The 24,273-nt window shown below is 51.1% G+C and carries 21 protein-coding genes; 20 read left to right on the top strand and 1 reads right to left on the bottom strand.

Translation table 11 applies throughout. From position 1 onward, the window contains the following. The first annotated feature begins 14 nt into the window (after window positions 1-14). From GO013_RS06375 to GO013_RS06395, 5 genes are all read left to right on the top strand, one after another. Window positions 15-1,286 carry an Nramp family divalent metal transporter gene (locus GO013_RS06375; protein ID WP_163809312.1) on the top strand — a complete coding sequence of 424 codons (1,272 nt, stop codon included), beginning with the start codon at window positions 15-17 and terminating at the stop codon, window positions 1,284-1,286. A 103-nt stretch (window positions 1,287-1,389) separates the two neighbouring features. Beyond that, on the top strand, window positions 1,390-3,888 hold the full coding sequence (locus tag GO013_RS06380; RefSeq protein ID WP_163809314.1) for a 2-oxoacid:acceptor oxidoreductase family protein: 2,499 nt from the start codon (window positions 1,390-1,392) through the stop codon (window positions 3,886-3,888). A 116-nt stretch (window positions 3,889-4,004) separates the two neighbouring features. Continuing rightward, window positions 4,005-6,392, top strand: a complete 2,388-nt coding sequence (locus GO013_RS06385; RefSeq protein WP_163809316.1) for an acetate--CoA ligase family protein — start codon at window positions 4,005-4,007, stop codon at window positions 6,390-6,392. A 291-nt stretch (window positions 6,393-6,683) separates the two neighbouring features. Then, a complete protein-coding gene (locus tag GO013_RS06390) occupies window positions 6,684-7,700 on the top strand; it encodes a hypothetical protein (protein WP_163809318.1) in 1,017 nt (338 codons plus the stop codon). A gap of 16 nt (window positions 7,701-7,716) precedes the next feature. Continuing rightward, window positions 7,717-10,515, top strand: a complete 2,799-nt coding sequence (locus GO013_RS06395; RefSeq protein ID WP_163809320.1) for an FAD-binding and (Fe-S)-binding domain-containing protein — start codon at window positions 7,717-7,719, stop codon at window positions 10,513-10,515. Between the two features lie 117 nt (window positions 10,516-10,632). Here the strand turns inward: GO013_RS06395 and GO013_RS06400 are convergent, their stop codons facing one another. Then, window positions 10,633-11,097, bottom strand: a complete 465-nt coding sequence (locus GO013_RS06400) for a transcriptional repressor (protein ID WP_163809322.1) — start codon at window positions 11,095-11,097, stop codon at window positions 10,633-10,635. 210 nt (window positions 11,098-11,307) lie between these two features. Here GO013_RS06400 and GO013_RS06405 point away from each other — a divergent pair, with 210 nt between their 5' ends. From GO013_RS06405 to GO013_RS06475, 15 genes are all read left to right on the top strand, one after another. After that, a complete protein-coding gene (locus GO013_RS06405) occupies window positions 11,308-11,532 on the top strand; it encodes a FeoA family protein (RefSeq protein ID WP_163809324.1) in 225 nt (74 codons plus the stop codon). A gap of 51 nt (window positions 11,533-11,583) precedes the next feature. Then, window positions 11,584-11,805, top strand: a complete 222-nt coding sequence (locus GO013_RS06410; RefSeq protein WP_163809326.1) for a ferrous iron transport protein A — start codon at window positions 11,584-11,586, stop codon at window positions 11,803-11,805. After that, window positions 11,805-14,312, top strand: coding sequence for a ferrous iron transport protein B (gene feoB, locus GO013_RS06415; protein ID WP_163809328.1), 2,508 nt, complete (start codon window positions 11,805-11,807; stop codon window positions 14,310-14,312). The genes GO013_RS06410 and feoB overlap by 1 nt, the downstream gene beginning before the upstream one ends. Before the next feature lie 13 nt (window positions 14,313-14,325). Further along, complete coding sequence (locus GO013_RS06420) at window positions 14,326-14,643, top strand: hypothetical protein (protein ID WP_163809330.1); 318 nt, start codon at window positions 14,326-14,328, stop codon at window positions 14,641-14,643. Window positions 14,644-14,739: 96 nt separating this feature from the next. Next, window positions 14,740-15,564 carry a DUF4198 domain-containing protein gene (locus GO013_RS06425; RefSeq protein WP_163809332.1) on the top strand — a complete coding sequence of 275 codons (825 nt, stop codon included), beginning with the start codon at window positions 14,740-14,742 and terminating at the stop codon, window positions 15,562-15,564. Between the two features lie 105 nt (window positions 15,565-15,669). After that, complete coding sequence (locus tag GO013_RS06430) at window positions 15,670-16,335, top strand: hypothetical protein (protein ID WP_163809334.1); 666 nt, start codon at window positions 15,670-15,672, stop codon at window positions 16,333-16,335. Next, window positions 16,335-17,282 carry a zinc ABC transporter substrate-binding protein gene (locus tag GO013_RS06435; RefSeq protein ID WP_163809336.1) on the top strand — a complete coding sequence of 316 codons (948 nt, stop codon included), beginning with the start codon at window positions 16,335-16,337 and terminating at the stop codon, window positions 17,280-17,282. Before GO013_RS06430 ends, GO013_RS06435 begins: the two co-directional genes overlap by 1 nt. After that, a complete protein-coding gene (locus GO013_RS06440) occupies window positions 17,248-17,976 on the top strand; it encodes a metal ABC transporter ATP-binding protein (RefSeq protein ID WP_343219539.1) in 729 nt (242 codons plus the stop codon). The genes GO013_RS06435 and GO013_RS06440 overlap by 35 nt, the downstream gene beginning before the upstream one ends. Before the next feature lie 4 nt (window positions 17,977-17,980). Then, window positions 17,981-18,883 carry a metal ABC transporter permease gene (locus GO013_RS06445; RefSeq protein WP_163809340.1) on the top strand — a complete coding sequence of 301 codons (903 nt, stop codon included), beginning with the start codon at window positions 17,981-17,983 and terminating at the stop codon, window positions 18,881-18,883. Continuing rightward, window positions 18,880-19,794 (top strand): zinc ABC transporter substrate-binding protein, encoded by a 915-nt coding sequence (locus GO013_RS06450; RefSeq protein WP_163809342.1) that lies wholly within the window; start codon window positions 18,880-18,882, stop codon window positions 19,792-19,794. The genes GO013_RS06445 and GO013_RS06450 overlap by 4 nt, the downstream gene beginning before the upstream one ends. Window positions 19,795-19,796: 2 nt before the next feature. After that, a complete protein-coding gene (locus GO013_RS06455; protein WP_163809344.1) occupies window positions 19,797-19,982 on the top strand; it encodes a FeoB-associated Cys-rich membrane protein in 186 nt (61 codons plus the stop codon). Then, on the top strand, window positions 19,972-20,856 hold the full coding sequence (locus GO013_RS06460) for a DUF4198 domain-containing protein (RefSeq protein ID WP_163809346.1): 885 nt from the start codon (window positions 19,972-19,974) through the stop codon (window positions 20,854-20,856). The genes GO013_RS06455 and GO013_RS06460 overlap by 11 nt, the downstream gene beginning before the upstream one ends. A gap of 146 nt (window positions 20,857-21,002) precedes the next feature. Further along, the gene (locus GO013_RS06465) at window positions 21,003-21,443 is read left to right on the top strand and encodes a flavodoxin (protein ID WP_163809348.1); all 441 of its coding nucleotides are present in this window, start codon (window positions 21,003-21,005) and stop codon (window positions 21,441-21,443) included. Between the two features lie 497 nt (window positions 21,444-21,940). Then, window positions 21,941-23,071, top strand: a complete 1,131-nt coding sequence (locus GO013_RS06470) for a transporter (protein ID WP_163809350.1) — start codon at window positions 21,941-21,943, stop codon at window positions 23,069-23,071. 17 nt (window positions 23,072-23,088) lie between these two features. Continuing rightward, window positions 23,089-24,060 (top strand): ABC transporter substrate-binding protein, encoded by a 972-nt coding sequence (locus GO013_RS06475; RefSeq protein WP_163809352.1) that lies wholly within the window; start codon window positions 23,089-23,091, stop codon window positions 24,058-24,060. Window positions 24,061-24,273 lie beyond the last annotated feature (213 nt).

Below are 24,273 nucleotides of genomic sequence, written 5' to 3' on the forward strand. Positions count from 1 at the left end.
TGGAGGCTGAGTTCATGGCTGTTGGAACTGGTTCGACTGAACGCAAAATCTTCGAAATAATTGGCCCTGGAATTCTCTATGCCGCAGCCGCTGTTGGCGTATCTCACCTTGTGCAGGCAACCCGCGCCGGGGCCAATTTCGGATTGAGTCTGACGTTGGTTATCGTCATCGCCTGTGTTCTAAAATATCCCACGCTTCGTTTCGGAGGAATGTACTCCTCGGCAACCGGGGAAACCCTGATCGCCAGTTATCGGCAGGATGGGTGGATTCCTTTCATCATTTATGCGGTTGCACAGATTTTCAGCATGGTTTTTGTCGTTGCCGCCCTCGGTCTTTTCACAACCGGTCTCATTCAGGTCTCTCTCGGATTCAAGGTCAATAATATAATTGCGATCAGTGTCTTGCTCGCCTGCATCCTCCTGATGTTGCTAACAGGGAAGTATCGGGTTCTGGAAAAGGTGACCAAATACATCGTGGCCGCCTTTACCGTCATGATTGTCTTTGCGACCGCGTTGGTTCTTCCGAAAATTCATTGGTCCTTCGCCGCATTTGCTGTGCCTGAATTATCTTTTTCACTGGTTCCATTCCTTTTGGCTCTTATGGGATTCATGCCCACACCAGCGGAAGGGTCCGTGTTGCAATCGATTTGGACATGTGCACGAGCCAAGGACTGCGGGCAGATGGCGAATCAGAAGGATGCCGCGCTGGATTTCAATTTCGGCTTTTGTATCACCATCGTCCTTGCCATGTGTTTTTTATTTCTGGGAGCCGGGGTCATGCACTCGGCCGGTGTTGAGGTCGTGAAAAGCAATTTCGGATTTTCTCGGCAATTGATGGAACTTTTTACCAAGACTATTGGTAGTTGGAGTTTTCCCCTTATTGCATTATCCTCGGTTTCGGTCATGTTTTCAACCATGTATACGGTGGTTGATGGCTATACACGAATTGTTGTCGAGCTTGTGGATAATGGCTTTCCGAATTCCACCATCTCGCGCAAGGGGCAGGGACAAAAGGCCTATGCGATTATCAGCATTATTTTGTGTATTGCCGCGGTATTAGTCTTGGCGACCATGATGCAGTCTTTTGCGACGTTCATGGATTTGACGTCTGTCATCGTCTTTGTGACCAGTCCGCTCATCGCCATTTTGAATCATATGGCGGTGTTTGGTCGAAGAATGCCCGTGGCGCAACGCCCTGGGCCGGGAATGAAGCTGTGGAGTTATGTTGGAATTGCTTTTTTCAGCATTGTCACGCTGATATATGTCTATGTAAAATTTATTCTGTGAGGCCTTGGAAGGCCATCGATCGTCGTGTTGAGTTCAACAATGCAAACACAACCAGTATGAATACTGACTGTTGGTATTCAAAAAAAGGATAGGCGGACGAATTATGAGTCTTGTGAAGAAAATGTGTACAGACAAAGACAACGAATCTGTTGTCGCACAGGGAAACATCGCTTTTGCTGCGGGCTGTGTTCGGGCGGGTATTCATGCTGCTGACGGATACCCCGGAACACCGAGTACCGAAGTGATCGACAAGGGATTGTCCCAGGTTCAAGATATGATTACGGTTGGTTGGTCACTCAATGAGGCCACCGCTGTCGGTTCTGGTGTTGGTCATACCCTGGCAGGCAGTGACTGTGTCGTGACCATGAAGATCCCCGGATTGTTTCAGGCCGCTGACCCGGTCAGTTCGTCGGCCTGTTACACGTTGGAACGTGGTTCCCTCGTGTATTACATTGCCAGTGATTACACGCCCAGTTCCACCCAACATTTGATTGATCCCCGGCATTTTCTGAAAAGTTGTTTCATCCCCATTTTTGAGCCGCGTAACCATCAGGAACTTCACGAAGCTGCAAAGATCGCCGCTGATTTGGGTCGTCGATTCTCTTCCCCCGTGGCTATCATCGCTTCCGGCGTGTTGTGTCATTCCGAGGGATTGGTCCAACTCATGGAGAAGGAAACCCGCGAACGGGCCAATGTCCCTGACATCAGCAAGTTCATGACCTTGCCCGGTGCTGCTCGTGCCAATTATGACAAGGTCGTGACCGAACGGGTTCCTGCCATGATGGAGTATGTCGAGAAATCGTCATTAAACACCCGGAAGAAGGGCAGTGGCAAGATCGGTATCATTACCCACGGTGTCAACGAGTTGTTTATCGAGGAAGTACAGGCTGATTTTGATGTCGAGCTGGATGTGCTCTCTCTGGGTATCACGTATCCGTTGCCCATGGAACGTATTCGCGAATTCTATGAAAGCATTGATGGTGACGTTTATATCTTTGAAGACGGCCAACGGTACTTGCAAGATCAATTGGAAGCTGCGGGACTGAAAGTCATTGGCAAGACGGTGAATGATCCGTGTACCGAATGGACTCCGGTCCGCATTGCCGAAAGGTTGGGACACGCCATTGAAACGCCCTTTACGTCTTCGGTTGCCACGGTTGCCCGTCCGCCAATGATTTGTCCGGGGTGTCCATATCGTCTGTTTGGCGAAATGGTCGGCAAGATGCGTCAAAAGGGCACGTTGGAAGCCTGTTTCGGTGACATCGGGTGTAACACCCTGCTGCATTTCATGAAGGCTATGGATACCGCGCTGGCAATGGGTGGCAGTGAAGCCAAGCGGATGGGATATGTCTTGTCCAAACCGGAATCATCCACCAAATGCCTGTCCATTTTAGGTGATGGAACTGAATGTCACAGCGGACTCGACGCCACCCGGAATTCCATTTTCCGCAATGTGCCGGGCGTGAAGGTTATTTTGGATAACCGTTGGACCGCCATGACGGGTGGCCAGCCGTCCCCCAACTCGCCGGTCAACCTCGCCGGTGACGCCAATGTCTTCAGCCTGGAAGAGGTCTTGAAGGCCGAGGGTGCTCAGGTCACGACCGTGAGTGGCTATGATCGCAAGGGATTGCAAAAGACGCTGAAGGCTGCTTTGGCAAACAGTGAAGATGGGCGTCTGAATACCATTCTGGTTCAGGGTACCTGTATTCGCAAGGTCCCCAAGGATCAGTTCGGTGGCCAGATGGTTGTCAATGCAGACATCTGCAAGCGGTGTGGAATGTGCCAGATCTGTCCGGGTATCGAAGCGGATGAAGACGGACTGCCTTTCTTCAACAACCAGTGTTCGACCTGTGGTGGACAGTCTCCTGCCTGCGGCCAGATGTGCCCGGTAGACGCCATTTCAATGATTCGTCCCGACAAAAAGAAAACCGAGAAAAAAGCTGCGATTGCACCGGCTCCCGAGAGCATCAAACTGCCGTCTGTTGACGCTGGTAGCTTCCCGGAACGATTGGCTTTGGCTATTCGCGGCGTTGGCGGACAGGGCAACCTGTTCTTTGGCAGAGTCATGACGCAGTTGGCCAATCTGGCCGGATATGGTGATACCAATATTGTCAAGGGTGAGACCCATGGTATGGCCCAGCTTGGTGGTCCTGTTATCAGTACCTTTGCCTGCGGTAAGGTGAGCAGCCCCATTTACATGCCTGGCACCGCCGATTGCGTGGTCAGCATGGAACGGAGTGAAGTCTTGCGGCCCGGTTTCCCGGATATGCTGCGCAAAGGCGGCACGGTCATCCTTGCGAAAACCGAAGTCCATCCGGCTAAAATGGCCAAGGATAGCTATCCGAAAGCCGATGATATTCGGTCGGCTTTGGCTGATTACACCGTTGTCGAAGTGGATGTTCTCAAGGCTGCGTTGGATCTTGGTGACGCGTCTGGCCGCAGTGCCAATGTCGTCATGATTGGCGTCCTGAGTACCATTGCTCCTTTTGATACCTTCCCCGAAGAATTGTGGCTCCAGGCTTTGAAAAACGTCAGCCCGAAACCGGCAATCTGGGCTGCGAACTATGCCGCATTCAATGCCGGTCGTTCTTTAAGCAAGTAGCTTTAACCTTCATAAAGCACCATTTTCCCTGTGCCATCCGCACGGCCTGATTACGGTCAGGCTGTGCGGAAACAGGAGAGGTGTATCCAATTTCCGTGAAGAAAAAGAGAAGACACATGATGAACCGAGTTGATTTTGACGCCCTGGCCGCACGATTTACGCAGGCCCACGAAGAGGGCCGTGGATTTTTGTACGAGTATGAAGTGTATGATTTCCTATCGCACCTTGGCGCGGAAACTCCGCCAAAATGCTCGCTGATTCTGAAAGGGATGCAGCCTTCTGACGAAGAAATCATGGCCATTCCCGGTGATCGCGCTGTTTTGAAGATCGTTTCACCGACCATTTTGCACAAAACTGAAGTCGGCGGCGTGCGTGTTGTTGAGAAGGAACCCAACAAGGTCCGTTCCGCCATTCGTCGAATGTTGTACGAAGTTCCGGAAAATTTTGCGGTGTGGATTGAACACAACCAGCAGGCCGCACCGGATGTGTACAAGGGATTGGTCGGGGAAGCTCTGGTTGCCGCCATTCGGAATGACCTCAAAGGTGTCTTGCATGTACAATTCATGCCACCGGATTCCAGTGCGTTCGGCAATGAATTGATTGTCGGATTGCGTCGAACTCGCGAATTCGGAACGGTTATCAGTGCCGGTCTTGGTGGAACGGATACGGAATTGTACGCCGAACGATTCAGGAAAGGGCAGGCAATTGTCGCCGCTTCAGTGGAAATGACTGACGGTCAGGAGTTTTTCGAGCTGTTTAAGAAAACAATTTCTTATCGAAAACTGGCTGGTTTGACTCGTGGACAGCGTCGAATCGTGACCGACGAGCAGTTGATTGAGTGCTTCAACGCCTTTATTTTGGCCGCCCGGTACTTCTCTCCTGCCAACCCGGATGCGCCATTTGTGATCGACGAATTGGAAATCAATCCGTTCGCGTTTACTGATTATCTCATGGTGCCGTTGGATGGTCTGTGCAAATTTTCGTTGCCCGGCGCACAGCCTGTTGCCCGGCCCGTCGAAAAGATCAAGGCCATCACAAATCCGAAAACTATCGGTATCATCGGCGTTTCATCCACTCGCATGAACTTTGGTCGCATCATCATGAACAGCATTTTAGATGCCGGTTATGATGCCAAGAAAGTGTATGCCATCAAACCCGGCAGTGATGAAGTGGATGGCGTGCGGTGCGTTCCTGATCTGAAGTCGCTGCCTGAACCTTTGGATTTATTTATTGTGGCAGTCGGTGCCCCGCAGGTTCCAGACCTGGTTGATGAGATTCTGGAAGCCAACAATGTCAACGCTGTCATGCTGATTCCCGGCGGTATGGGCGAGACAGAAGAGAGCAAGGACCGTGCGGTCGAATTGGCGGAAAAGATCAATGGAGCACATGCTTCCGGCACAGGGCCGGTCTTTTTGGGTGGCAATTGCATGGGCGTTATCTCGCATCCCGGGCAGTATGATTCCTGGTTTGTTCCTGAAAGCAAGCTGCCAAAAAGTTCTGGGAAAACGTATAAGCGCGCTGCTTTCATTTCACAATCAGGTGCGTTTATGGTCACTCGCATGGCCCAATGTCCGGAAATTGAGCCAGCATATTTGATTTCCATGGGCAATCAAAACGATTTGACGCTTGGTGATATGGCGAACTATTTCAAGAAGAGTGATGATGTGGATGTCATTGCCATTTATGCGGAAGGGTTCAAGAATCTTGACGGACTGGCATTTTGTAAAGCCATTCGGGACGCTGTTTTGGCCGGAAAGGACGTTGTTTTCTACAAGGCCGGACGCACGCAGGAAGGCAAGAAAGCGACTGCCGGACATACCGCTTCTTTGGCTGGTGATTACATGGTCTGCGAATCATGCGTCCGTCAGGCCGGAGCTATCGTGGCCCGGAATTTCGCGGAATTCGAAAATCTCATCATGCTTGCACAGCGGCTGAACAGAAAAGTCGTCCGTGGGAACCGTCTTGGCGCGATTTCCTCTGCGGGTTTTGAAACGGTTGGCATGGCTGATTCCATCCATTCAGATGATTTTGATATGCAGTTGGCAACATTGAGTGAGAAGACAACGGAAATACTCAATGAAGTCATTGTCAGGAAACGCCTTGATAAATTGGTGAACGTCCATAATCCTCTTGATATTAACCCCAGTGCGGATGATGAAGTCCATGCTATCGCGGCGCGTGCATTGTGCGACGATCCCGGTGTGGACGCCGTTGCACTGAGCCTTTTGCCCATGGCTCCGGCCATGTTCCCGGCATTGGACAATCTTGACAAGCTCGATACCGAAGGGACCATCATTCCGTTGTTGAAGAAATTGTCGCAGGAAACCGAAACGCCGCTGGTGTGCTGCGTCAATGCCGGATCGTATTACGACAAACTCATTGAGACCATCGGTGAAGCTGACATCCCGGTTTTCAGATCGGCTGACAGTGCTGTGTCCGCATTGAGTCAATATATTGAAGGCCGTTTGAACGCCGCCCGGATTCGGGCCAGTTCGGAATTGTAAATGAAAAAGGTGGGCATCCGGCAGACGGATGCCCACTTATTTTGAAAAGGACCACCCCGTGCCTGGGGATGAGAAATTTATATCAAGATATCAGGGGGATGACGTACATAAAAAATGAAACAAACATGCTGTCTACAACCTTTTAATCTCGAGGAAAAGAGAGTGAAAAAAAACAATTCTGGATATTTTGCAATAGCATTTGTTTGGTTTAGTTCTCATTTTGGAGGAGGATTTGCTTCTGGACGACAGCTTGTTGATTTCTATTTGGCGCATCAATGGACGTCGGTTTTCATGCCGGCCATATCCATGTTCATTATGGGATTGACCTTGTATTATTCCATGGTCATCGCGGCGAAATTCAATGTTTTTGATTATAGCAAATGGTCGATCAAGGTCTATGGTCGTACCGGAGCTATCATGGCTCCGGCGTATGAGATCCTTTTTAATGGTGTGCTTGTACTTGCGACAGCGGTTGCTTTTGCCACCGGCGGGTCAACGCTTGAAAAGGCCATTGGAACTCCCTATCTACTCAATACCGTCGTCATTGCCGGGGTTATTTTCGTCTTGACCATTTATGGATCGGCTTTGGTCAGAAAGGCGGCGACCGTGATTTCCTTGATTCTCATCGCCTGTATTTTTATTATCTACCTGCCGAATATCATCTACTTTTTTCCGAAAATCCTGCACAACTTCGCTGCGTTGAAGAGTGGTGCATTTGATACAGGTGTTCACAGTTCTTTTGTTGACACCCTATGGTGGGGCGTCAAGTACGGCGCGCTGCAATGTTGTGCTGTCGGTGCATACATCGTTCACACGAAAGTCTGCCCTGACAAATCCTGTCTCAAGAAAGCGGCAATTCTTGGTTTCCTTATCAATACGGGGATTATGTACCTCACCTATTTTGGCATCATGGCTTTTCTCGATGAGGGGGTTTTGAAAGAGGCCGTTCCGTCCCTGTTTGTTGTCATGAATGGTGTTGGCGGTACCTGGATGACTGTGCTTATTACGGTGTGCATCGTGGTGGGAGCCGTTTCAACCGGCGTTGCTCTCGTCTATGGCACGACCAATCGGTTGACCAACTTTTTTGGCCGGAATCTGGATGAGGCGAAACGAGCTGAAAAGCGTGGATTCCATTCCATCATCGCGTCCATCATTCTTGTCGTCATTTGTTGGTTGGTCGCTCAACTTGGTCTCATTCCTCTCATCGGCAAAGGATACGGCAGTCTCGGCTGGGTCTCCATGCTCGTGGTGACAGTGCCGGTCGTCCTGAGAGGGCTTGGTCTCTGGAAGTTTTCTACGGAAAAATAAAGCAAGGAGGTTCCCATTGCTTACTCTTATACATGAAATGCAGAGTATTTTGTCCAAAGAATGTGTTCACGATAATCCCGCGTTGGTCGATACATACGCCGTTGACGCAAGTTTTTACAAACCCAAGGCCAAGTTGGTTGTTGACGCACATTCTGTGAATGAAGTGTCACAGATTCTGGATGTGTGTACCCGGCATGATATTGGGGTGACGTTCCGAGGTTCAGGGACTGCCGTGAGCGGACAGACCTGTGGAGAGGGCGTCATTGTCCGGCTGCATGGATCGGCATGGGATGCCATTCGGGTGTTGGATGAGGGCAAACAATTCTGGGCTGGATGTGGTGTCATCGGTAGTGATGTCAATGTGGCACTGGCTCCGTTCAAACAGAAAATGGGTGCGGACCCCGCGTCCATTGCTTCTGCGACCATGGGCGGTATCATTGCCGATAACTCTGCCGGTATGTGTTGCATGGTCGAACAGAACAGCTATCACGCCATCAAGGGAATTCGGATGGTGTTGGCCGACGGCACCTATCTGGATACCACGGACGAGATGAGTTGTGCCGCCTTTCGGAAGAGTCATGCAAAAACGCTCGAAAAGCTCGGAGCGATGCGCACGAAGATTCTGGCAGAACCCGAGGTGGTCGCCCGGATCAAACGGAAGTATTCCATCAAGAATACCATCGGATACATGGTGAATTCCTTTGTGGACCATGAAGATCCCATGGATATTCTGTTGCATCTCATGGTTGGCTCGGAAGGAACCCTCGGGTTCATTCATGAAGTGCTCATGGACACGATTCCAACTCCACCCGTGCGGGCGACCGGCCTGATGTTTTTTCCCAGTTTGAAAGATGCGACGGACGCGGTCATCGAGTTGAAGGGAAGCTGCAACGCCGAGGCCGCTGAAGTCATGGATTGCATTTCCCTGCGAGCCTTGCAGGACGTCAAGGATGCCCCGTCAATCTTGAAGGAACTTCCTGACGGTGCCTGTGCGGTTCTCATTGAAACAAAAGCATGGGATACTGATGGGTTGGAGAAAAATACCAGTGAGATTCTGAAGGCGTTGGGCCATTATCCGGCACTTATTCCCCATGCTTTTACCTCTGAAGACGCGGAATGCGAACGGTTGTGGAACGTCAGGCGTGGATTGTTTTCCGCCATTGCCAGTTATCGTGAGCCGGACGAGTATGTTTTGACAGAGGATATCAATATCCCAGTGCCAGAATTGGCCGATGGGTGTGATGCCTTCCAGGAGTTGTTTGATCGATATGGCTACAATGCTGGAATCATGGGGCACGCATTCCATGGGAATTTGCATTTTTCCATCCCGGTGAAAATCGCGGATGAGGAAGCGGTCAAGCGGCTCGATAATTTCATGATCGATCTGGTTGATCTTATTACCAAACGGTTCGACGGGTCGCTCAAGGCGGAACACGGAACCGGTCGGGCCATGGCTCCATTTGTCCGCAATGAGTGGGGCGATTTCCTGTTCGAGATCATGTGTGACATCAAGAAGCTGTTTGACCCCAAGGGAATTTTGAATCCCGGAGTGCTGATCAATGAGGATAAGCAAGCGTATCTTGAAGGACTGAAAAATCCCGTGGCCACCCATCCGAGTGTGGATATGTGTGTTGAATGCGGTTTTTGCGAATTGGCGTGTCCGTCTCGAAAGATCGCTCTCAGTCCGCGTCAACGGATCACGTTGGCCCGGTCCATCGCCAAATTGCGGATGGAAGGGGACACGCAGAAGGCCGATGAGTGGGAGACTATTTTCCATAAATACGGGGCTGATTTGTGCGCTACTGACGGACTGTGTCAATTGCGGTGCCCATTGGGCGCGGACGTGGCCACAATGGTTCGCGACTATCGGGGCAGAAATGCGTCTGGCAAGGTCATTCGGTTGGCGGACTACGTGTCCCACCATTTTGGCGGTGTGTTGAAAACAGCGACCATGGCCTTGAACGGCATGTCGTTGGCACAACGTATCATCGGCGACAAGGCTCTCGGGAAAATGGCGACTTCGGCCCGGTCTTTATCGGGGAACAAACTTCCGCAGTGGAATCCGGCCATGCCAAAAGGCGGCAGCAAGGCCCCGGTACAAACGCGGCCCGATGCGAACAAGGACTGCGTGGTCTATTTCCCGTCGTGCGCTGTCCGATCCATGGGACCGAGCAAGGGCGATGATTCGGAACCGTTGATGGATGTGACGGTCAAGCTCTTGAAACGGGCTGGATATCAGGTCATTTTTCCCCAGAATATGTCGAAGTTGTGTTGTGGCAAGGCCATGGAAACCAAAGGCTTGGCCGAACAGGCAGACGCCATGTCCGCTGAATTGAATGTGGCGTTGCTCGAAGCGAGTCAGAATGGAAAGTTCATGGTTCTGTGTGACACAAGCCCGTGTTTGGCCCGGATGAAGAAGACCTTGGATACGCGGATGACCCTGATGGATCCCATCGAATTCGCCATGAAAAATGTGGTCAATCGATTGCATGTCACGAAGTTGCCGCGCACGGTCGCATTGCATCCGACCTGCACCACGCGAAGCATGGGGTTGGCAGATATGTTTACGGAATTGGCCTCGAAATGCGCGGAAAAGGTGATTGTGCCCAAGGGAATCAATTGCTGTGGTTTCGCTGGAGACAAAGGGTTTCATAATCCAGAGTTGAATGCAGCGGCACTGAGCGGATTGCGTGAACAGATTGTCGAATGCGATGAAGGGTATAGCGTTTCTCGGACCTGTGAAATCGGTCTGACATTGCACGGCGGCAAGAATTATCGGAATATTCTGTATCTTGTCGAGGAAGCGACCCGATAATAGAGACCTTTCGGTCTCGGATGAAATGTTCCCCGTTGTTTGCGTGGGGATCGTCCTTATAGAATGTAATGGGAGCCTGCATGGATGTGCAAGCTCCTTTTTTTTGATACGGGGATGTTACTCGGTATCGTCTTCGGTTGGCGTCAAATCCAGACACATTTTCCCTTTGCACTCGTTGCACAATCCATACAGGACAGTGTGATATCGAAAGAGCGTGAACCCTTGTTGGCGGGCTGTTTCCTGTTGAATGCACTCAAAATAGGGGTTTTTGATAGGGATGGATCGACCGCAGCGTTCGCAGATCATCTGGCAACATTGGTCTCCCATTGATTCGTACAGTGTTGTCCCGTCACTGTGGTGAATACAACGGGCTATTCCTGCGTTGTGCAGGTGCTTGATGGTTCGGTAGACCGTGGATCGACTGACCGTCTCGTCAAGGTCCTGCACTTTTGTCAACAATCCCTCGGGGCTTATCGGATTGTCGTTGCTCATGAAAACCTTGAAGATGAGCAGCCGCTGTTGCGTGAGTTTCAGACTGTTCCCTGTCAGATATTCCTTGAATGATTTGAGTGCTTCCTGCATTTTCCTGATCTTTTGTGGGCTGAATGTCAAAATGAGACCGCTTGTTGACGCGCTATCTCATTCCCGTTGAGTCTACCGTGTGTTTGTCCGAAGAAGTTGACACGAAGTTTCAACTTCTTTTTTTTGTTGACCCGTTGTGCGCCAAAGCATATCACTGATACCGAAATTCATTATCAATTGCAACGCCGAATAATAAAAGAGGGAAAAGCAATGTCGATGCATCGAACACTCCAATCAGTTGTTCCGGGGGAAACCACGCTTGTGGTCGCTATTGACGCTGGAATGCGTGCCAGAACACGGCTTGAGTCTCTTGGCCTTATTCCCGGTGCCAGCGTGGAGGTTTTTAACAATGGCCGTGGCCCACTGATTGTTTCTGTGGGGGAAGGGCGCATCATTGTTGAACGGGGTATTGCCGACAAAGTCCTTGTGGCCTGATGCATTCTGGTACTGAACAAAGAGTAGACATTTTACAGAGGAAGGAGAGGTATGACTCTTGATGAACTCAAACCCGGAATCAGTTGTGTCATGAAAGATCTGACGGCTGAAGGGGCATTGTGTCAACGGTTGATGGACTTGGGTTTTTTCCCTGGTGCCGAGATTGAGGTTGTCCGTAACGCACCCTTGGTTGATCCTGTCGAATTGCAGCTCGACGGATACCATGTTTCCATTCGGCACAACGAAGCCAGGGTGATCGAGGTGGAAGCGTAATGGGATCGAAGAATTTGCTCGTGGCGTTGGCTGGACAGCCAAATTGTGGAAAATCCACGGTTTTCAATATGTTGACAGGTGCCCGGCAACATGTGGCCAACTATCCTGGCGTGACGGTTGAAAAGAAAATGGGAACGTTTTCCATTGATGGGAAACGGGTGGAGTTGGTTGACCTTCCCGGCACCTACAGTCTGACATCCTATTCCATGGAAGAGCGGGTTGCCCGTGATTTTTTGTTGGGGGATACTCCTGATGTCGTGGTTGATGTCGCCGATGCGTCCAATCTCAAACGGAATTTGTATCTGACACTCCAGTTGATGGAGATGGACGTTCCGACCATTCTCAATCTGAATATGATGGATGTGGCGGAACGACGCGGTCAGGGGATTGATGTCAGGCAGCTTGAAGTTGTCCTTGATACGCCTGTGATTCCGACGAAAGCGAAACGTGGTGAAGGCGGAGAAGCGCTGAAGGCAGCGATCAAGGATCTGTCCGAACATGGACGGAAATCCTCTTTCAAGATCGAATATGGTGCGCTTGAACCATATATTGCCGAGCTTGAAGAGGTTTTGGTCAAAGAGCCGGTTTTGTGCGTTCAGTATCCTGTTCGGTGGGTTGCCATCAAGTTGTTGGAAAACGACGCTGGTGCCCTTGAATTGGTGGAGCGGACACATCCAGAAGCCGAGCAGGTCAAGACTTTGGTGGAGTCGTGCCGAGCGCGTTTTCATGAAGAAAAAGACCTCGTGGCAGAACGGCATATCGCGTTTACCCGTCATGCCGAGTGCGCCAAGATTGCCCGTGAAGTCGTGACATTGCCCACTGAGAAAAAGCGGAATTTGTCAGACAAGGCTGATCGGTATGTGTGCAGCCGGTTTTTCGGGCCGATCATTTTGATTGGCATTTTGTTGATTCTCTATGAAATTTCGATTGTTTTTGGAAATTGGCTTGCGCTTCAGGCCTGGCCCATATGGGGCGGTTTGGAACGGTTGGCTGGTGACCTTTTGCCGCAGGCCGGATTCCTCAATGATCCGTTGTTGCGTTCATTGGGATTGTGGGTGGTCAAATCAACAACGGCTATCTTGAATTATCTGCCGATCTTTTTCTTGCTGTTTACCTTGATCGCCATCTTGGAAGACAGCGGATACATGCCGCGAATGGCGTTCATTCTGGATCGACTGTTCAGACGCTTCGGCCTGCACGGGCAATCCACGTTGCCCATGATCCTTGGTGGAGTGTATGTCGGTGGCTGCGCCATTCCTGGTGTCATGGCGACCAAGGCTATCCCTGACGAGCGTGCTCGACTGGCGACCATTCTGATCGTTCCGATGATGAATTGTCTTGCCAAAGTGCCGTTATATTTGATTTTGATCGGCGCGTATTTCGCCGATACCGGCGGGCTGGCCCTGTTCTTCATTGCGACCGTGACTTTGTTTATGGCTTTGCCGGTTGCTAAGTTGTTGTCTTTGACCGTTTTGAAAAAACAGCCTCAGGCGCCGTTTATCATGGAGATGCCGCCTTATCATATCCCGACGATATCCGGTGTGCTTCGCCGTGGCTTTGAACGGGTCTGGTTGTTTTTGAAAAAGATCGTGACCGTGGTCGTGGCTGTGGCTGTCGTGGTCTATGTGCTGATCAATTATCCCGGCCTGACTGAAAGCAGGGAGGCGCATTTTCAGCAGATGCAGGACGCTTCGATTTCCGCCTTCATGGCCGATGTGCAAAAGACCGGGTTGAAAGAAGCGGTCTCTGCCGATGACGTTCTGCCCATCATTTTGTTCGGAGAGTCGTTGAAACACGCGAAGATCGGTATCAAGGACAAGGAAAAGGCCGCGCAGGTCAATGCCGAATTCCAGGCAACCAATCCGACCTACTACTCTGTGGTGAAACGAGTCGGCAAAGATGGAAAGAAGCTGAATCGTTCGTTGAAGAAAGTGATCAAGGTCCGCAAGAAAGTCCGGCGTGAGGCCCGTGCCGAGCGATTTGAAACAAGTTTCCTCGGCGTCATGGGGCGCGCGCTTGAGCCAGTGACTCAATGGGCGGGATTCAATTGGCGTATCAATATTGCCTTGTTGTCCGCTTTTGCGGCCAAGGAAAACTCTGCGGCCACGCTCGGAGCCATTTATGGCATCGATGGGTCGGACCAGTCGGTCCAGCAGAGCATGAAGGAAGGCGAGAGTGGATTCACGCCGCTTCACGCCCTGGCCCTCATGTTGTTCATGGCCCTGTACCCGCCCTGCGTTCCCGCATCCATCATGGTGCGTCATGAAGCCAATTCCACGAAATGGATGCTGTTTTCCATCGGGTATCAGACATTTCTCGGCCTGATTGTGGCCAGTCTGGTCTTTACCGGAGGCCGTGTCCTTGGCCTGACGGGATTTCAAACCATGTGGGCGTTTTATGCCCTTTGTGTGGCGACCACGCTTGGCATGGCCATGATTCCCAATCCCGAAGATTCAATAAATGTGGCGACGTCCACAACCAATTCGTGCACGAAGAATTGCTCTTAAGGAGGAGTGAATAATGAAAAAGTTGATGATTTGTTTGACCCTGGCCGCTATGGTGGCGTTTTCCGGACAGGCCTTTGCCCACAGTCCGTTGATGAGCTGCTTTGACAATGGTGACAACACCGTAACCTGCGAAGGTGGTTTTTCCGACGGCTCATCCGCTTCTGGTGTGAAGATGCACATCAAGGATGGCGACGGCAAGACCATTTTGGAAACCAAAATGAATGAAGACAGCGAGTGCACCTTCGACAAGCCTGCTGGAACGTACATGGTTCTTTTTGACGCTGGTGAAGGACACCGTGTTGAAGTGAACGGGGCCGACATCGTCGAATAGTGGATTGAAAACGCAAGAGGAGTGTGTGTCCTTTTGCGTTTTTTTACAGTGGTAATAATGAGAATGGTATTCAATTTCAAATTTGAGGAGTTTTTGATGAAAAAACGTTTTATTCCCCTGCTGACCGCCTTGTGCGTGCTGGCTGTTGTCAGTTCTGCCTTTGCCCATTTCATGGTTGTGTACACCCCTGAAATCGCTTTGGATGAAGCACAGGATCTGGATATGCGGATCATGTTCACCCATCCTGCCGAGGCTGGTCACATGATGGATATGGGTGGAATCGAAGAGTTTTACGTTGTGAAACAGCGCGGAGACATGGCCGCCAAAAAAGTGGACCTGAAAAAATATCTCAAAGAGATCGTTTGGAAAAATCCCCATTCCAAGGCCCAGGCTTTTTCTGCCATGATTCCCAAAAAGGAAATTCGCTCCATGGGTGACTACGTCTTCGTCATGAAGCCCGGTTACTACTTCGAGAAGGAAGAAGGCTTGTACATGCAGCAGATCACCAAGCTGATCCTCAATGTGGGCGGCATCCCGGGCAACTGGGCCGAACCTGTTGGCCTGCCGTGCGAAATCGTTCCCCTGATCAAACCCTACGGTTTGTGGACCGGCAACGTCTTCAAGGCGCAGGTTCTGTCCGCTGGCAAGCCGGTGGCTGGTGCCGAGGTTGAGGTTGAATACATGAGCCACATGCCGAATCTGAAAGATAACACCATGCCCGAGAAGTGCTCGGTGGATTATCCGCATGACGCGTTTGTGACCCAGACGATCTTCACCGATGACAATGGATATATCACCTTTGGTATTCCCAAGGCCGGTTGGTGGGGCTTTGCCGCTCTCGGTGTTGGTCCCGAGACCGAATACCAGGGCAAGGAACTTGGTCAGGACGCCGTGATTTGGGTCAAGGCCGAAGATATCTAGCAAGGTCTTTGCAATCCCTGCATAAGGGAATGCGACTCTCCAAGACAGTGCGGCGGGTTCTAACCGTTTACCCGCCGCACCCCAACAAGCAAAGGCAGTCGATAGATGACCCTTCGTGATCGAAATATGGCTCCGGGATGTGAATGCGTTGTGCGCCCGGCAGGGGCGGGGGTGGAAACTCGGCTGGTCCTGTTGGTCGCTTTTTTAACGGTGATGGTGTGTGGCGGCAGTATTTTTCTCCGTACTTCCTCTGCTCGTGTGGCCGAGGTTTCAGGGTGGCAGGTTGACGCCTTCAATGACTTGCGGGCCGAAGAGTTGGCTCTTTTCAACGGACTCTACACGGCGGCACCGGAGATCATGGCTTTTCATGATGATTCAAATGGACAGTGGCCGTCCGTGACCGATTTGGAAACCGATTTGATACCGCCTTTTATTCGGGATTCTGCCTGGCGGAAAAATGGAGCCATGGAATGGAGTAACAGTATCCTTTCCACGAAAGACAAGCATATCGCATTGTATGTCGGGCATCCGCAGGATTCGGATATTTCAGGCTCGTTTCTTTTGGTCATTCTGCATGACCATGTGAAGAAGGAAGGGAACGCCGGGGCTGCGACGCATGCTCCGTTTGAAGTCTGGTTACACCCTTCCCCAGTGGCCGAGACGCCGACCATGGTGACCGATCAGGCCCTGATCAACAAAGGTTGGCGGGAAGTCGTGGCTCGAAAGGGGGAAGATGAAATGAAACGAATGAAGGGCGAGGATTATCTCTGATGATGCGGAAGATAGGATTGGGATTTGTGCTTGTCTGTTGTTTGGCAAGCAGTGTTTTTGCAGCGGGAAAACCGCGTATCGGGATCACCTTGCACCCGTATTACAGTTTTGTCGCGGCGATTGTCGGTGATACCGCCGAGGTCGTGCCTTTGATCGGGGAAGGGTTCAATCCGCACAACTATCGGCCACAGCCCGAGGATATCAAGCGGTGCATGACGCTTGACGCGTTGGTGGTCAATGGCATCGGGCATGACGAATTTGCATTCGAGTCAGTCAAGGCCGCCAATGTACAGGATTCATTACCCATCATTTTTGCCAACAAGGATGTCTCCCTGATTCCGGTTTCCGGCCATCTGGATGGGAAGAAGATCGTCAATCCGCACACGTTTGTTTCGGTCACGGCTTCGGTCAGACAGGTGTATACCATTGCAAAGGGATTGGGAGAGATTTTTCCGGAGCACGCTGCCTTGTATCGTGCAAATGCACGAAAATATGCAAAGAAATTGCGGAAACTCAAGGCGCGGTACATGAAGCGGATCGCGAATTTGCCCAGCATGGATTTTCGATGTGCAACCATTCACGGCGGGTACGATTATCTCTTTCAGGATTTTGGTCTGCAAGTGACCGCAGTCATTGAACCCGGGCACGGGTTGAAGCCCACGGCCAGTCAGCTTGCAAAGACCATCGATGAAATACAGCGGCTTGGTGTGGATGTCATTTTTACGGAAATGGCATTCCCTGACAAGTATGTGGAGACAATCCACGAGGAAACAGGAATTCGTATTCGGCATTTGTCGCATTTGACCAATGGGAAATATACGGTGGATGGTTTTGAAAAAGGGTTGTCCGCCAATCTTGAAGCATTGACCAGCGCGCTCATTGATGCGCAATCCGTCAAACAGGGAGGGGCATGTGACCAGAGTAACACATCTCGGCCGAGGTCCTGAAATCCATTTTGACACGGTTGGTTTGAAGCTCGGCGGCAATACCATTCTGGATGATATCAGCTTCACCGTGAAACAGGGGACAATTCATTGCATCATCGGTCCAAATGGTGGCGGAAAGACGTCGCTTATCCGGTGCATGTTGGGACAGATGCCGCATACCGGCGATATCCGTCTCTGCTGGGGAAATGAGTGCAGCATGGGATATGTGCCGCAAAAACTCGAATATGATGACACGCTGCCGATGACGGTGCGAGATTTCATGGCCATGATCGGACAGCGCAGGCCTGCGTTTCTGGGATTGCGACGAGATCGTCGGTCTGCGGTCAATGCCGTGTTGGAGCGGGTGAACATGCTCGACAAGAAAGACCGTCCCTTTGGCTCTCTGTCCGGCGGCGAACGGCAACGCGTTCTTTTGGCTCAGGCCCTGTTGCCGGAGCCGAAGCTGTTGGTGCTCGATGAACCCGCAACCGGGCTGGACAAGGCTGGATCAGCCATCATGCACGAGATTATCGGTGAATTGTCCGATGGCGGGACAACCATTGTCATTATCCATCATGATTTGGGTGTGGTGCGTGAATTGGCGCACGGTGTCACCTGTCTCAACCGTGAAATGGTGTTCTCTGGCGATCCGAAAACCGAATTGACGTCAGACCGGATTTTTTCGCTTTTTTCCTCTTCTCCCAAGGCTGCATAATCACATGGAATTCTTCTACGACTTCATTCGCCAGCCGCTCATGGAATGGGCCAAGGCCGGGACGCTTCCCGAGTTTTTTCAATACGCCTTTGTCGTGAACGCGCTGTTATGCGCTGTCATTGCCGGGCCGCTTTTGGGCGGTATCGGGACTATGGTCGTTTCGAAACGTCTCGCCTTTTTTTCGCAAGCGGTGGGTCAGGCTGCCCTGACAGGTGTTGCGCTCGGCGTCATGCTTGGCGAGTCGGTGACCGCACCGTATGCGTCATTATTTGGTTTTTGCATTCTTTTTGCTTTGGCCATGAATTTTACCAGGAACCGCACGCGCATGAAACAAGACACGGTCATCGGGGTCTTCCTCTCCATCTCGTTGGCCGTGGGCGCGTGCGTGCTTCTGTATGTCACGGCACGTGTGAATATGCATGTGTTGGATAATATCCTGTTCGGGTCCATTCTCACGGTCAACGACACTGATATGAACGTTTTGTTGAGTATTGCTTTTGTGTGTGTGGCTGTGGGGATTCCAACCTATAATCACATGTTGCTGGCCAGTTTCAATCCGAGTCTGGCCCAGGTGCGTGGGGTCAATGCAAAATTATATGACTATGTGTTTGTGTTGATGATTACCGTCATTACGGTGGCGTGCCTCAAAATCGTCGGTGCCGTCTTGGTCGAGGCGCTTCTGATTATTCCGGCTGCTTCGGCTCGAAATATCAGTCGTTCCATGAAAGGCTTCTTCTTTTATAGTGTAATTTTTGCGACCGCGAGTTGCCTGCTTGGAATCATCATCCCCATGCAGTTCGAGATTCCGGTTCCGTCCGGTGGAGCGATTATTCTGACCGCGTCCGTCTTTTTTGCCCTGACAGCCCTTGTTCAAGGGTTCTCAGGCGCGTTCAAGGAGGCGGCATGATCCGTTCCTTCATTTTATCCGTGCTGTTTTTTGTTGTAGGAATGACCTGTCCGGGGCTGGCCAGTGCCAAGGTGACTGTCTTGACGTCATTGGATGTGGTGCAGGCCTTGGGGATGGCCCTGACACAGGATACGTCCATTGAGGTCGTGAATGTCGTGCCCAAGGGGTATTTCATGATGGGGCAGGATGCGTATTTCAAGAAACATCAGAAGACCTTTTTTGCGCAGGCTGTCCGTGCAGATGCCGTTCTGACTATTGGCGCAGCCTGGCCAGCAGATTCGCTCTATAAATGGGCACGGCGCGGCAATATTCATGTTGTGAATATTGATGTGTCCCAACCGCTTGATGGATACGGGGCCGGTGTCCCGCTCATTGCGGTGGGGGAAGGCTTTTCTCCGTATGTCTGGCGAAGCCCCGCCAACCTGACTCGAATGGCGGCCATTGCCGCTGATGACCTGAGTCGACTGGTCCCTGCCGAAGCTCCGACCATTCTGGCAAACCTCAAGGCTCTGCAAACCCGCCTTTTCACGCTGCGCAATACCTATGAGCAGGCTTTTCTTGAACTTGATGTGGTGGATGTCGCGGCCTTGACCAATGGATTTACGTATCTGACCGATGAGTTCGGTCTGAATATCGTGTTTTCTGTGATCGAGCCGGAAGAACACTGGACTGAAACCAGACAGACGACGATAGCCGGACAATTGAAGGAAGACATGCTTTCGACTGTCGTGTGTGCCTGGGAGCCGGGCGAGATTGCCAAAAGTGTTCTTGCCCGTGGCGGTGCTCATCCCGTTGTGTTGAAACGGTACGTCTTTTCTTCGACAGAGGCCCCGGACGTTTCATTGGTGAAATGGTATGAGGGGAATTTGTCACGGCTGCTCAAGGTATTGAAAACTGAATCTGGAGGATGACAATGGATACGTTCGTCGCCATAGCGATTATCGTGGTTGCCGCCTGTTTTGTTTTTGTCAAGATACGATCCCAGTTGCGGAATAAGGGAGGCGGTTGCGGGTGCTCGGGAGGATGCAGTAGTGGAGCGGAAATTGATTCCGGCGCATATTGTGTGAATAAAGGAAAAGGGGAAAAGAATGAAAAGTAGGAGCGTGTTGAAAGGACGGATTTCCGTTCGTCAATTGTGGGGAGGACTGGGCATTGTCGTGGTGCTGCTGTTCATGGTCGGAATAGACATGGCTTCGGCACATTCCCTGTATATTCAATCGGGACGGCACCGTGTGAGTGAGGGGAAGAAAACGCCGTTGTTTTTTGCCTATGGCCATCATTTCCCAGTGGATGACGGCGTGCGTGCGAACAAGCTCGATTCTATCAAGGTCTTCAGGCCTGACGGAGAAGCTGTTTCGATTGCCCCTCGTGCGGAAACCTGCCTGCAATCACAGATGGTGGAATATGATGTTCCGGGGACCTATGTCCTGACCGCTGAAACACACCCTGGGCATTATACCAAGTGGGTTGATCTGAAAGGGCGGAACCGGAATTCGATCAAACCCATGAGTGCGGTCAAAGATCAGGCCTCCAAGATCGTGAAGTCCTTGTATAGCAAGCAGTATGCGAAGACATATGTCCGCTGCGGCGAATCGGATGGACAGTATCTTGGTCGTGTGGGATTGCCATTGGAGTTGGTCCCCATGCAGGACCCCACCACATTGAAGCAGGGAAACACGTTGATTCTGAAGGTGTTTCGGGATGGCGCACGCTATACTGGTTCTGGCCATTGGGACGCGACCTACGGCGGGTATTCGACCGAGGCGGAAGATCTGTATCATCCCGGTAAAGATGTCCGAGGCGATACCTTCAAGGTCTCATTGGATCAGCCTGGGAAGTGGTTCATTCGGTATTTTATCAAAACCGATGCCCCTGCGGATAAAAAAGATGAATATTTGCAAAGCAAACAAACGGCCACGTTGGTGGTGTTGGTTCCCAATGAGCGCAAACAGCCGTCGGCCAAGCACCATTAAAGGCCCATGGAGCGACTAGGTATGTATCGGCTTTTGACCATTCCTCACTGTATGTGAGGGGAGACCGCTCGCTTTGAGGGCGGACGGTTTCCCCAGCGGCACTCTGTGTCGTGTGACAAGGAACTCTTCAACGCTGTGAGGTTCATATGAACAAAACGCTGATTGTGTACGGATCAACGACCGGGAATACCGAAAGTGTGGCGGACGATATCGCCAAGATTCTGGAAAAGAACGGACGGTCCGTCGAAATCGTGAGTGCCGCCGATGTGTCGGTGGATGGCATGGCCAACGGGTACGAGACCCTCTTCCTCGGATCATCCACCTGGGGTGATGATGAAATCGAATTGCAGGATGATTTTGTTCCGTTGTTTGATGATTTGGACAAGGCTGGTCTGCAAGGGAAAAAGGTCGCGGTCTTTGGGTGCGGCGATTCTTCCTATGAATTCTTTTGCGGAGCCGTGGATGCCATTGAAGAAAAGGCGGAAAGCCTCGGGGCGATCATACTCGGTGATACCTTGAAAATTGATGGCGATCCTGAAAGTGATGAAGTCACAGCCTGGACTGAAAGCATTCTGGAGAAACTCTAGGCCCAATTCATCAGGGCTTGAACACCCTGATGCCGAAATATGAACCATGTGGTTTGACGCACTGCGGCACCTTCGGGTGCCGCTTCGTGTGTGCGGTTTTGATAACCTTTTTCGGTAGTCTGTCTGACGACTGGTTGGCCTATTTCCAATTTTCAGAGCCTCTTTTGCTGCTTCCGTTCATCGCATCAAAGCGAGGGAGAAAGTTTTTTTCATGGTCTCTGTGGATACTGGGTCTCAATGCCTTGATACAGGCCGAAGGCTGCCTGTCGCGGATGGTGAGCATATCTGGAGAAACATGGCTTTTTCTTCGTGTAACTCCTTGGAAGAAAGCTCCTTTTTTGTAATATGGTTTCAGATATTGAAAAACTGTTTTTTAGAGCGAAGTTTTTTGTATTTTTGGAGTATTGAGCGGAAGTGTCAACAAAACTCTATATCATACTTTTATAGTATAAATTCAACGATAATAATGTGTTGACATGTGCTTGAAGAGGGTCGTATTGGGACTCAGCAATGATAATGAAATTCATAATCGATTGCTGTGTCTGTGGAATGCGTATGAAGAAATTCAGCATCAGGAGATCGTTTTGAAACGGCTTATAGGTTTTTTTGGGTGTTTGGCGGTCGCGATTTTTGTGTGGGGAGTCCACGGAGCTTTTGCCGGGCCGATCATGGGTGGCGGTGTCGAGTCCGAGCAGGCCATCAAGGGGCGACCGGATACAAAGCCGGTCAAGTGCATTGGGCTGGTCAACATGTCCAATGGGATTGTTTTGCCCAAGGGGAAGATCTCGGGGAGTGTCAAGTATCGGTATGTTCACAAGAATAATTTGTATGATGGTTCAACGAGAAAAACCGGGACATATAATGGCAAATATGACCGGGTAAATCAGTCGGTGCAATTGACGGCCAAGGCCGGGCTTTTTGAAAATTTCGAGGCCCGGGTCATGGTCCCGTTTTGGGACAAGGCGGTTGATCGCAATTATGGCAACCCGCCGAGGTCCGCCGATACCAACACTGTGCAGGGGCTGGGTGATGTTGTTGTCATGGGGCGGTATGCGCTCATGAGTCAACGCAAAGGTGACTGGATGAACCTCGCCTTTGGGGCCGGTCTCAAGATGCCGACTGGGGATTCGGATACGAAAAATGATTTTCCGTTTTCAACGGCGCATGAATACATGGGACCGGGTGCGCAATTGGGCACAGGCTCGTGGGACCCGAAATTCGAGTTGGGGGCCACCAAGTTCTTTGGACGCTCTCGGGTGGACGCCCATTTCATGTACACGATTTCCGGGGACGGCGCGCACGATTCTCGTAAGGGCAACCAATTCAAATATAACTTTGGCTACGGGTATGCCTTGAACAAGTATTTCGATGTAGAACTCGAACTCAATGGTGTGGACCAGAAGCGGCATTGGTACGACGGCTCGGCAGCGAAAAGCACCGGCGGACACACCATTTACATCACGCCCGGTATTCATTGGAAATTTGCGGAAAAGGCCCACCTGTCTCTGGGTGTTCCCATTGTTGCCTATCGGTATCTCAATGGACAGTCAGCGACCCCGGATCGAAATAGTCGATATGGGCTTGGTGAGGATTTTCAGGTCGTGACCCGACTTGGGTTTTGTTTTTAATCTGACGGAGAATATGTATGAAAAAAATTCGTGTGCTGTTTATTGCGGCGTGCCTCGGTTGTCTGGCTGTCCTTTGTACCTTGTCGGGAGCTTCTGCGTCTCCTGCAAAGGCCCCGGAAAGGATCAAGGCGGTCATGGTTGGCGATCGGTTGGTCGATGTGTCCCTGAAACTCGGCGTGGTGCCAGAGGGAATGTCCGTGCGGCTGTCGATGTGGGATGACAAGGCTCCGGCCCTTCGCTTGGCCACGCAGGTGCTTGGTTGCCCGAATTATGTGACGATGAAACACCCTGAGGCCATTGGGAACTTCATGAAAGAGCGGGGCATAACGCGGTTGATTCTCGAAAAGAGCACCAAGTTTTGCCTGTACAAGCAGAAAGTGACCTTGGAAAAGGTTGCGGATTTGGTGAAGGATGTGCCGAATGTGACCATTGAATATGTCGATTTCACCAAGGGCGTTGTCCCGGCCATCACGCAAGCCGCACAGCTTTTGCACAAGGAAGACAAAGGCCGTTTGGTTATCGCATCGTATGAAAAGGCCATGAAAAAAGTCGAAGCGGCGATGCCTGCGAAAAAACTTGGTCGGCGGGTGCTTGTCCTGAATGGCAACTATTCGGTGGCTACAGGCAAGACATTTATTCGGATTGAGGCCCCCGGCGGGTATTCCGATCAGTACATGCTCGATCCTTTGGGATGCGTCAATGCGTCAAAAGCCATGTTGACCGACACCATGAAGGTGAGCAAAGGGCATGTGTCGGCTGGTCGTCTCAAAGGGTTGGAGAAAGCGAATCCCGACGTGATTGTCGCGACCGGCAACGGTTTTGCCGTTCAGATGGCCTTGCACAGAGCGGTCAAGAAGAATCCGGCCCTGGCCGATATTCCGGCCATCAAGAACGGTGCAATCTATACCCTCCCATTTTATGGAGATTCCAGTGTGCTTGAATATCCGCAGATATTCCGCCAATGGCTTCTCGCTCTTGAAGAGCAGTAACCACAAGCAAAAAAACGACCGTCGGGAGTTGCCCGGCGGTCTTTTTTTGTGAGAAATAGTGTGGTGATGAATTCGTGTACAACGTGAAATGAGAATATTTTCAAGAATACGTGATGTATTTTCATGTCAAATGCAGACACATTGCGTGGCATAATCAGAGCGGGAACCTCGTGAGTGAGGTTCCCGCTTTGGTCGCCGAAGGTCTCGCCGTTG

It is taken from the genome of Pseudodesulfovibrio sp. JC047 (assembly GCF_010468615.1).
Lineage (GTDB): Bacteria > Desulfobacterota > Desulfovibrionia > Desulfovibrionales > Desulfovibrionaceae > Pseudodesulfovibrio.